This window comes from Flavobacteriales bacterium (assembly GCA_020435415.1).
GTDB lineage: Bacteria > Bacteroidota > Bacteroidia > JACJYZ01 > JACJYZ01 > JACJYZ01.
This window is the reverse complement of the sequence record JAGQZQ010000037.1, coordinates 18,981-29,219: the sequence shown is the minus strand read 5'-3', so window position 1 is coordinate 29,219 and position 10,239 is coordinate 18,981. Positions and strand designations below refer to the sequence as shown.

The following is a 10,239-nucleotide window of genomic DNA, read 5'->3' as shown; positions in this document are numbered from 1 at the left end:
TACCATGGGGAAGTCGGAAAGCGTCAAGGCCATTGCATCAGAAATCTTCTGATCGGCCGTTCACTTATTCGCTGAAAAATTTCTGAGGTATTTACCGATCAGGTCAAATTCGATGTTGACCAGGCCTCCCTGCTTCACATGGGATAGGTTGGTATGATCAAATGTATACGGAATGATGGCTACACTGAATTGGCGATCATTCGTTTCAACCACCGTCAGACTGATACCATTCACGGTGATGGATCCCTTGGGAATGATCAGGCCTCCCGGATCATCATTGCATTCAAAACGGAATAACCAACTGCCGTCACGGTCCTCCACAGACAGGCAGGTTGCGGTGGTGTCCACATGGCCCTGAACAAAATGACCATCCAGCCGGTCGCCGATTGCCAGGCAACGTTCCAGGTTCACACGGTCTCCCGTCTTAGCCTGACCGAGATTGGTTCTTTTCAGCGTTTCTTCAATGGCCTGTACCCTATAAGTGTCATCGGTGATTTCCGTAACCGTTAGACAAATACCATTGTGCGCAATGCTCTGATCAACCTGAAGTTCTTTGGTGAAATCGCAACGAATGCATAGCTCCAGATTGCTGCCATGTGCTTTGGTGGAAACAATTTCTCCAAAGGATTCTATGATTCCGGTAAACATGGCACAAAGGTATTTGATTTGAGGAAATTCAGTCTTCCCTATTTGGAAGCGGGTTTGTATTGCCCGATCAACTGGATATACCCTTTGAGGGTGTCATGAAGCATCTCTCCTTCCAGAGAATGTCGGTAAACCTTGCAGATGTAGTAATAAACACCCTCGGTGCAGGGATTGCCGGATGACTGTATTTTGCCGTTCCATCGAATGTCCGGGTCTTCCGTTTCAAAGATCAGCTGTCCCCAACGGTTGTAGATCTTCATGTCCACCCTTTCCACAAATTTATAGGGGAATGGAATGTAGTAGTCGTTATAACTATCTCCATTGGGTGTGAAAACATTGGGAAGCACATACTCCGTGCAGGTCGAATCAATACATACCGGTGTTTTGATGCTTTCATTCTGGAATGAGTCCAGGGCTGTGACGGCATAGCAACCGGTGATGGCGGTAAGGCCACCATGAATGAAGGTGCTATCCACAGGCCCGTTAACCGGATAAGATCCAATGAGTGAATAAGGTTCGTCAGGAGAACTTGCAAAATAAATTCTGTATTCAAGTACTTCCTGCTCACATGTCGTCGGGTAAGTCCATGACAATGTATTGGAAGCGCCATCACAATCTCCGGTGATGGTTAGCAATGGTGAACATGGAGGCACCGTGTCAATGGGTGAGCCACATTCCTCTTCTGAGAAATTGATCAACGGACTGGTGATTCCTTGCGCATTATAGGTGCCAAGTGCCTCTATCTTGTAGCAGTAGGATGCTCCGTTTACCAGACCGTTATCCACGTATGTAGGTGTCGTGACCGTATCCAGAGGTACGAATACGGTTCCGTTCCATTTGTGAACAACATATAAGGGATTGCCCCATGGCACATGCTCTTCCCATGAAAGTTGCAATCGGTTATCTCCGGCGGCGATGGAAAGAAATACCGATGAGGCGATCTGGGTGCTACCGAGTAATGTCCGGTTTCCAGGTGCATCATAATAAAGGTCTACCCGGAAGGAGTATGGGAGTTGGTCTGTATTGAGAAACGACTGGATGTAGGAAGTATCGTTCAATGTTAGCGTTGAGTCCAGCAGCTGGAGATTTGCTCCGAAGAAGCCGTCGCTGCCATAGATCAGGTACTTGTAAGGACCGGGGAATGTGATGGTATCCAACTCGGAAGGCTTGGACCATTCCAGGTAGATATCGCCGGTGGAAACATCGGTGGATCTGACATCAACACGGGTGATGATGGGGATATCCTTTTTCAGTTTCTGGCATGCCTCTTCGGAAGCAATGCCGGGTGTGGTGCCATTGTCATAAAGTGCAACCACGACATAACTATAGTTGCTTCCGGGAACCAGTCCGGCTCCTCCGTTATTATCAACAAAGGTTGTATTCAGGAATCCGTTTGTCTCCCCCACGAGTACATATCCGGATGAAGCAGGTACGCCAGGCGTGCAAGGATCGGGCACGAAGGTGCCGCAACCGGTTTTCCTATAAATCCGGTATCCGGTGGCTTCACCACAAGAAGGTGGCGACCAGTTGAGCTCCATGGAACTTCCTATGGGAGCCGCGGTAAGATTGGTCGGAGGGGGACCCACAACGGTGATCAGTACCGTTTCCATATCCACCAGTTTTGGCCATGGTGGTTTGGAGCTGCCCTGATCTTCTGCTTTGAATACCATCTCATAGAATTGATTGCGTATGTGCGCGCATCCCGTCACCCACCTGAATGTGGATGAAACCGTATTAATGGCATTGATGGGTTGGGGGAAATCAGCCGGGAGTGTGTCAACCTGCATGGGTCCACCCGTTCCGGTAAGTGTGATGGAATGGCTGTCGGGGTCGGTAGCCGTTACATCAAACTCGATGGTATCGCCTGCCATCACACAAAAGTCCGGCAGTGGAGCGATGTCAGGTGCGATATTGCTGGAAGGGTAAACGTCAATCTGCATATCCCGGAGCACATAACCGATGCGTACTCCGTTCCGCCATTCCTCAATAAGGATGGCAATATTATACTCGCCGGTTTGCTTGGGACTATTCCATACAAAGTCTCCTGTGATGGCATCAAGGGAAACGAGGTTATTTACGGGATCATAGGGGAATTGACTGGGAAGTGCATAACCCGGAATGTCTACCCCACCATCCTGCTTGCAGTTTACAAGTCGGTACGAAAGGCTGTCACCATCAGGATCGTATGCATTGGGGTTATGGATGAAGATTTGATTGATATTGGCATTATCCACAGGTGGGTTAAGGAGAATCGGGGTATTGTTGAAACCAAGGAAAGGGCTGATGGTGAGCATGGTCTCTATGTAGAAAACCACATTCACGGAGTTGGTGATATTCACAATGCCCTGATTCCTGTTCGGATCCGTGACCGATATGGTATAAACGCCTGAACCGCCAAAGGTATGCACCGCTGTATATTCATTGCGTTGCATGTCATCAGGCAATTTGATGATGGTGTCGCGCTTTACGGAATCCAGGGTGCCGTCACCATAGTATAGCTCCAGTTCAGGTCGGTTGGCCTGGCTGGAGGACTTGGTATAAGTCACGATCGTGAATTCGTAGATCGGGGGTGATTTTGATATCTGACGGTATGTAATTTCCCCTGCCCGGTTATGGGTGGCCATGACTCCGGTGGAAGCCAGCAATAACAAAAAAAATACAGCCAATAGTCTCATAACTACCATTCAAGAAGCACCAGGGGGAAATGGTGGAAATTTAAAGGTATGAAAAAAAACCTTCTGCGTTGTTAACCCACAAAAAACCTGCCATGTGCGGCAATCAGACAAGTATTCAATGCACGACCGTATCATTGGTTTACGGAAAACTCAACAAGCAGTTCAAAATGTTAACTCTGCAAATGCAATGAAAATTGCATTGTGATCATCGGCATTAATAATTGATCACCTGTTCCTCCATGGTTTCCGGAAGCTCACGGAAATCATATTGCTGATTTCTTAGTTTAGGCTCGAACCCTGCCTCGCGTATGGCTTCCTGGATGCCATTGGCCGTGAAGCGATGGGGTGCTCCGGCGGCTGATACCACATTCTCCTCAATCATGATGGAGCCGAAGTCATTGGCGCCGGCATACAGGGCCAGTTGTGCCGTTTGCTTTCCTACGGTCAACCAGGAGGCCTGGATATTCTGAATATTTGGCAGCATGATCCGGCAGATGGCGATCATGCGGATATATTCTTCGGCTGTTGAGGAGTTGATTACCCCACGAACCTTCTTCAGGAGCGTACCGTCATCCTGAAAAGTCCAGGGAATAAAGGCCAGGAAACCTTTTGCTGTTTCAGGTTTCTCGGATTGCACTTGCCGGATAAGCACCAGGTGTTCAAACCTTTCTTCAATGGTCTCTTCATGTGCAAACATCATGGTGGCTGAAGTTGTGATGTGTTGCCTGTGTGCCTCCCTCATGATATCCAGCCACTCGGCGGCGCTGCACTTTCCTTTGGATACGAGCCTTCTGACCCTGTCTGTGAGAATTTCCGCACCGGCTCCCGGCAATGAATCCAGGCCGCTTTCATGGAGGGCAGCCAGTACTTCCTTATGCGATTTCCCTTCAATTTTACAGATATGTGCAACCTCGGGTGGCCCTAGCGCATGAAGCTTTAATTGTGGGAAACGGGATTTCAGTTCACGGAAAAGACCGGTATAGTAATCAAGTCCTAGGTCCGGGTGATGTCCCCCCTGAAGCAGCAGTTGTTCACCACCATACCGAAAGGTCTCCTCGATTTTTTTCTCATATTCCTCCATGGAGGTGATGTATGACTCAGGATGTCCCGGAATCCGGTAAAAATTGCAAAACTTACAATTGGCGATGCACACGTTGGTGGTGTTCACATTCCGGTCGATGATCCATGTGACATACGAACCCTTAACACGTTTTTTTCTGAGTTGATGCCCCACGTGCATCAGCTCCGTGGTTGATGCGTTTTCAAACAGGTATTGTCCTTCTTCTGCGGTCAGGAATTCGTCCTCAAGGGCTCTTTTAAATAATTCTGTCGTTCGGTTCATGGATTGCTCTGTTATGCCCGGAAGGTCTTACACGGCACAGTGAAGTTTTAGGAATTGCGCCGGCTGCCGGAAGACCAATTATTTCTAACTTAGACGCCAAAATTAACACAATCTGATGAGTGTGACAATCGGGCGGGCGGAAAGGATTCCGGCAGGTGAACATGTGATCGTATTATTGGGTGATAAATTCAACCCGGATGGGTGGGGGCTCTCCGGTGATGAAGAGAAGTATGTGCGGGATCAGTTAAAGAAGGAAAATGCCTCACAGTATCTCATCACCGTCAACCAATACAAAAGGTGGTTGTTCTTTCAGAAAGTAAATATTCATCCATCCACAGAGAACATTCCGGAAAACTTCAGAAGGGCAGGGAACCGGGCTCAAGCCTTATTGAATCGTAAAAAAATCGATTCGGTTGTTGTGCATAGCGACCTGAAAGACGCCGGTCATATCCTGGCGTATGTGGAAGGCATGGCTCTGGGAAATTACCAGTTCCTGAAATATTTTTCTGACGTAAAAAAGAAGAAGAACTCGCTTGCCAAAATCCAGCTGCACCAAAAGGGACTTGGGAAGGAAGTTGTGGAAGCCTTACAGATTGAAATGGAAGCGGTATTCCTGGCAAGGGATCTTGGGAACGAACCTCAGTCATACCTCAATGCAGTGCAGTTTGCGAAGGACATGGAACGACATGGTAAAAAAGCCGGTTTGACCGTAAGTGTTCTCAACAAGAAAAAGATCGAAGCCTTGAAGATGGGCGGTCTGTTGGCCGTGAATAAAGGAAGCATCGATGAGCCCACATTTACGGTGCTGACATGGAAGCCTGGTGCTTCGAAAAACAAAAAACCTGTTGTCCTGGTAGGTAAAGGCGTGGTATATGATACAGGTGGACTGAGCCTGAAACCCACGCCGGATTCCATGGACCAGATGAAGACCGACATGGCCGGTGCGGCAGCCGTATTTGCAGCAATGGTTGCCATAGCGCGACTTAAACTACCCTTTTATGTCATAGGGCTGATCCCGGCTTCCGACAACCGTCCCGGAATGAAGGCGTATGCCCCGGGAGATGTTGTGAAAATGTTTGATGGAAGTACAGTTGAAGTTTTGAACACCGATGCGGAAGGGCGTATGCTTCTGGCCGATGCGATGGCTTACGGAAATAAATACGATCCGATGCTCATGGTGGACATGGCCACGCTGACCGGCTCAGCATCCCGTGCTATCGGCATACATGGCATGGTGAATATGGGCACAGCGGAGGAAAAAACCATGGGCAGAATGAAAGAGGCCGGTGAGAAGACCTTTGAAAGGGTCGTTACTTTTCCGTTGTGGGAAGATTACGCAGAGGACCTCAGGTCAACCATCGCAGATGTGACAAACCTGGGTGGGCCATTGGCCGGTGCCATTACCGCGGGTAAATTTTTGCAGCGTTTCACCAAAGCACCCTGGATCCATCTGGATATTGCGGGGCCAACGTTTCTCAAGCTGCCCTTTCATTACAAACCTGCAGGTGCAACGGGTACGGGAACACGTCTGCTGATTGAATTTCTTAGAACCTTATCCAGGAAGTAACAAAGAGTAACCACACCAAACAAAACCAGTGGGAAACATGCCAGAAGGACCAAACATACCGCGGATAGGGATAACGATCGGGGATTGCAACGGAATCGGTGTGGAAGTGATCATCAGGTGCCTGATGGATCAGAGGATACTGGCTACCTGCATTCCTGTTGTTTACGGTTCAACAAAAGTGGCCAATGCCTACCGCAAGATCATGGACGTTCAGGATTTTACGTTTCATGTCATCGATAAGCCGGGTGATGCGTCACCCAAAAAGGTGAACCTGATCAACGTGTCCAATAAAGATGTTCAGATACAGCCGGGTCAGGCAACCGAAGATGCGGCGGAACTGGCGATCACCGCTATAGATCGGGCTATGGACGATGCCCTCCGCGGACATATCGATGGTATCGTTACCGCACCCATTAACAAAAGCACCATTGCCCGCATAAGACCAGATTTCAAGGGCCATACAGGTTATCTTGCCGAACATTCCGGAAACAGTCCGTATCTGATGCTGATGGCTTGCGACCGACTGAAAGTGGGTCTGGTAACAGAGCACCTCGCTTTGAAAGAGGTATCTGCGGCCGTGACCCCGGAAAGACTGATGGAGCGCCTCACGCTTTTGGACAGATGCATGGTGGAAGATATGGGCATCCGTAAACCCAAGCTTGCTGTTTTGGCGTTGAACCCCCATGCAGGTGAGGACGGAACACTGGGCAAAGAAGAGCAGGAGGTGATGATCCCAACGATCAACAAGGCATGCGAAAAAGGCATGTTGGTATTCGGGCCTTATGCGGCGGATGGTTTCTTCGGAGCCGGTCAATCGAAGCAGTTTGATGCGATCCTGGCCATGTACCACGATCAGGGCCTGATTCCGTTTAAGTCCATGAATTTTGAAGATGGTGTGAACTTTACCGCCGGATTACCTTATGTGCGCACATCCCCTGATCACGGCACCGCCTATGATATTGCGGGTAAAAATGTCGCACATGAACAATCCTTTCGCGAAGCATTGTATATGGCCTGTGATGTAGTTAAGCGGAGACGTCAATATCAACAACTTACCTCCAATACCCTGGGAATAACCCGGCGGTCCAGCAGAAGGCAGGAACAGGACTGATTCCGCCTTTATTTTCATATTCCCGGGGATTGTTTAACTTTGCCAGCTTTTACTTGACAGCCTTGAAGAAGAATAAGGAATATATTATTCCCTTCGTCGGACTAAAACCCGGCACGCACAGGTATGAGTTCAATTTGGACACAGCGTTCTTTGCAGTACAAGGTATAGAGGAAGTCTCCGGGGCAGAAGTAGCCGCGGTATTGGACTTTGATAAGCAGGATCATCTCATGACCTTGCACTTCGATTTTGAAGGTTGGGTGTTATTGACATGTGACCGATGTGCCGGTGAGTACAAACAGCCGTTGAGTGGAAAGTACCGTCTCATTGTGAAGTTTGGTGACCAGGCGGAAGAATTGAGTGAAGAATTGGTCGTCATCGGACGGGATGAATATGAGTTGGACGTTTCTCCTTACCTGTATGAATTTGTGCGATTGCTGTTGCCAATAAAAAGGGAACATCCGGTGAATGAATCCGGTCAAAGTGAATGTGATCAGGAAGTGATCGGTGCGCTGGACAATTTATTGGTGAACACACCTGAAAAAGAAGAAGAGACGGATCCCCGATGGGACGCTCTGAAAAATTTAAAGTGGAGTTAGTGAATTTTAATAGATATAGTACAAGATAAATCAGGAAATCATGCCACATCCTAAACGAAAAGTATCCAAGACGAGGAGAGATAAGAGGAGAACGCATCACAAGGCAGCTGTTCCAACCCTGGCCACCTGTTCCAATTGTGGAGCAGCGATTCAGAGGCACACGGTTTGCGGTGAGTGCGGACATTATAGGGGTAAGCCCGCTGTTGAAAAGGAAGCACAGGTGTAGTTGAATCACCCCTGGATTATTTCTTTCCTTTTCTCATCTCAATTTACGCTGAATGAAGCTTGGCATTGACATGATGGGTGGCGATTATGCCCCCGGTAACACCGTTGCCGGAGCACTACTTGCCCTCCCTCACCTTTCCACGGATACCATTCTCGTCCTGATCGGCGATCAAGGCAAGTTGGAAGCAGAACTTGCCAAAAGCGATACCCCTTACGACAAACAGCGGATCGAAATTGTGCATGCCCCTGAAGTGATCAGCATGCATGACCACCCTACCAAAGCATTCCGGAGCAAACCTCAATCAAGTATTTCCATTGGTTTTCACCTCTTGAAGGAAGGCATGATCAACGGTTTTGCCGGTGCCGGCAATACAGGAGCCATGTTGGTTGGAGCCATGCATTCCGTGAAGGCGGTACCCGGTGTGATCCGTCCGTGTATTACATCGGTACTGCCCAGAGAGAACGGTACCGTAGGTATCATCCTGGATGTTGGCACGAATGCAGATTGCAAACCGGATGTACTGTACCAATTCGGAATACTAGGATCGCTCTATGCCAAACACGTATTGAATATTGATAACCCAAAGGTCGGGCTTCTGAACATCGGCGAAGAAGAGGAGAAAGGCAACCTGCTTAGCCAGTCCACCCACATGTTGATGAAGGATACCCAGGATTTTAATTTCATAGGTAATGTGGAAGGAAGGGATATCTTTGATGATAAAGCAGATGTGGTCGTATGCGACGGATTTACCGGAAACGTCGTGCTGAAACAGGCCGAAGCCATCTACACCATCATGCGCAGAAGAAAATTGAATGACGAATATTTCGATAGGTTCAATTATGAGATATACGGCGGTACGCCTATTCTCGGAATCAACGGTACGGTCATGATCGGCCACGGGATATCAACACCTGAGGCCATTAAGAACATGATCCTGCTAACCGGCGAAATTGCCGAGGCCCGACTGCCGGAGAAAATCACACAAGCATTCCAATAACTGCTATGAGTAAGATCACCGCCGCCATTACCGGTATTCACGGATGGGTTCCCGACTACGTTCTCACGAATGCGGAACTTGAAAAGATGGTGGAAACATCGGATGAATGGATCACCACACGTACCGGTGTAAAAGAACGACGAATTCTTAAGGAGCCGGGTAAAGGAACCTCGGATCTGGGTGCTGCAGCGGTAAAGGGCTTGCTTGAAAAGACGGGCACACGCCCCGAAGAAGTGGATCTGCTGATTTGTTGCACGGCCACACCGGATATGGTCTTCCCGGCCACGGCCAATATCATTGCGGATAAGACCGGCATTAAGAAGGCATTCAATTTCGACCTCATGGCTGCATGTTCCGGTTTTCTTTATGGGTTGAACACCGGAGCGATGTACATCCAGAGCGGCATGTATAAAAAGGTGGTGGTCGTTGGGGCGGATAAAATGTCTTCCATCATCGATTATCAGGACAGAACCACCTGCGTTCTTTTCGGAGATGGTGCAGGTGCGGTGTTACTGGAACCCAATACCGAGGGCTTTGGAATCCTGGATGCGGTCCTTCAGTCAGACGGAGCAGGCAGACATCATCTGCATATGAAAGCAGGCGGCTCAGTGAAGCCAGCCAGTCATGAAACGGTAGATGCACGGGAACATTTTGTATATCAGGAAGGACAGCCGGTGTTTAAGTCCGCCGTGATCCAGATGGCGGAGGCGGCAGCTTCCATTATGGAACGCAACCATCTGACCTCCGATGATGTGGCCTGGCTTGTTCCGCATCAGGCCAACCTTAGGATCATCAAAGCCACATCCGACCGCATGGGTCTGACTGATGAAAAAGTGATGATCAATATACAGCGGTACGGTAACACGACCAACGGTACAATTCCATTGTGTCTGTGGGAGTGGGAAGATAAATTGAACAAAGGAGATAATATTGTACTGGCAGCTTTTGGAGGCGGCTTCACATGGGGGGCGGTACTGGTTAAATGGGCACTTGATTCCTCGACCAAATGAAGTTGTTGAATTCAAAAAAATATATACCTTTATCGTTGAACAGAGCGCTTGGAGACCTCTGATTTCAGAT

Annotated in this window: 9 protein-coding genes; 6 read left to right on the top strand and 3 right to left on the bottom strand. The window is 48.7% G+C overall.

The features are described from left to right. Positions 1 to 60 precede the first annotated feature (60 nt). The 3 genes from KDD36_07905 to mqnC form a co-directional block, all read right to left on the bottom strand. Positions 61 to 648 carry a riboflavin synthase gene (locus KDD36_07905; GenBank protein ID MCB0396561.1) on the bottom strand — a complete coding sequence of 196 codons (588 nt, stop codon included), beginning with the start codon at positions 646 to 648 and terminating at the stop codon, positions 61 to 63. 38 nt (positions 649 to 686) lie between these two features. Next, positions 687 to 3,320 carry a gliding motility-associated C-terminal domain-containing protein gene (locus KDD36_07900; GenBank protein ID MCB0396560.1) on the bottom strand — a complete coding sequence of 878 codons (2,634 nt, stop codon included), beginning with the start codon at positions 3,318 to 3,320 and terminating at the stop codon, positions 687 to 689. A 214-nt stretch (positions 3,321 to 3,534) separates the two neighbouring features. Next, positions 3,535 to 4,662 carry a dehypoxanthine futalosine cyclase gene (mqnC, locus tag KDD36_07895; GenBank protein MCB0396559.1) on the bottom strand — a complete coding sequence of 376 codons (1,128 nt, stop codon included), beginning with the start codon at positions 4,660 to 4,662 and terminating at the stop codon, positions 3,535 to 3,537. A gap of 115 nt (positions 4,663 to 4,777) precedes the next feature. Between mqnC and KDD36_07890 the strand changes: the two genes are divergently transcribed. The 6 genes from KDD36_07890 (at position 4,778) to KDD36_07865 (ending at position 10,169) form a co-directional block, all read left to right on the top strand. Beyond that, a complete protein-coding gene (locus KDD36_07890; protein ID MCB0396558.1) occupies positions 4,778 to 6,229 on the top strand; it encodes a peptidase M17 in 1,452 nt (483 codons plus the stop codon). A 37-nt stretch (positions 6,230 to 6,266) separates the two neighbouring features. Next, positions 6,267 to 7,340 (top strand): 4-hydroxythreonine-4-phosphate dehydrogenase PdxA, encoded by a 1,074-nt coding sequence (gene pdxA, locus KDD36_07885; protein ID MCB0396557.1) that lies wholly within the window; start codon positions 6,267 to 6,269, stop codon positions 7,338 to 7,340. A gap of 62 nt (positions 7,341 to 7,402) precedes the next feature. Continuing rightward, positions 7,403 to 7,936: a DUF177 domain-containing protein gene (locus KDD36_07880; protein ID MCB0396556.1), complete on the top strand. Its 534-nt coding sequence runs from the start codon at positions 7,403 to 7,405 to the stop codon at positions 7,934 to 7,936. A 40-nt stretch (positions 7,937 to 7,976) separates the two neighbouring features. Continuing rightward, on the top strand, positions 7,977 to 8,162 hold the full coding sequence (gene rpmF, locus KDD36_07875; GenBank protein MCB0396555.1) for a 50S ribosomal protein L32: 186 nt from the start codon (positions 7,977 to 7,979) through the stop codon (positions 8,160 to 8,162). Between the two features lie 52 nt (positions 8,163 to 8,214). Beyond that, complete coding sequence (gene plsX / locus KDD36_07870; protein ID MCB0396554.1) at positions 8,215 to 9,159, top strand: phosphate acyltransferase PlsX; 945 nt, start codon at positions 8,215 to 8,217, stop codon at positions 9,157 to 9,159. A 5-nt stretch (positions 9,160 to 9,164) separates the two neighbouring features. Then, positions 9,165 to 10,169 (top strand): ketoacyl-ACP synthase III, encoded by a 1,005-nt coding sequence (locus tag KDD36_07865; GenBank protein MCB0396553.1) that lies wholly within the window; start codon positions 9,165 to 9,167, stop codon positions 10,167 to 10,169. The last annotated feature ends 70 nt before the right edge of the window (positions 10,170 to 10,239 follow it).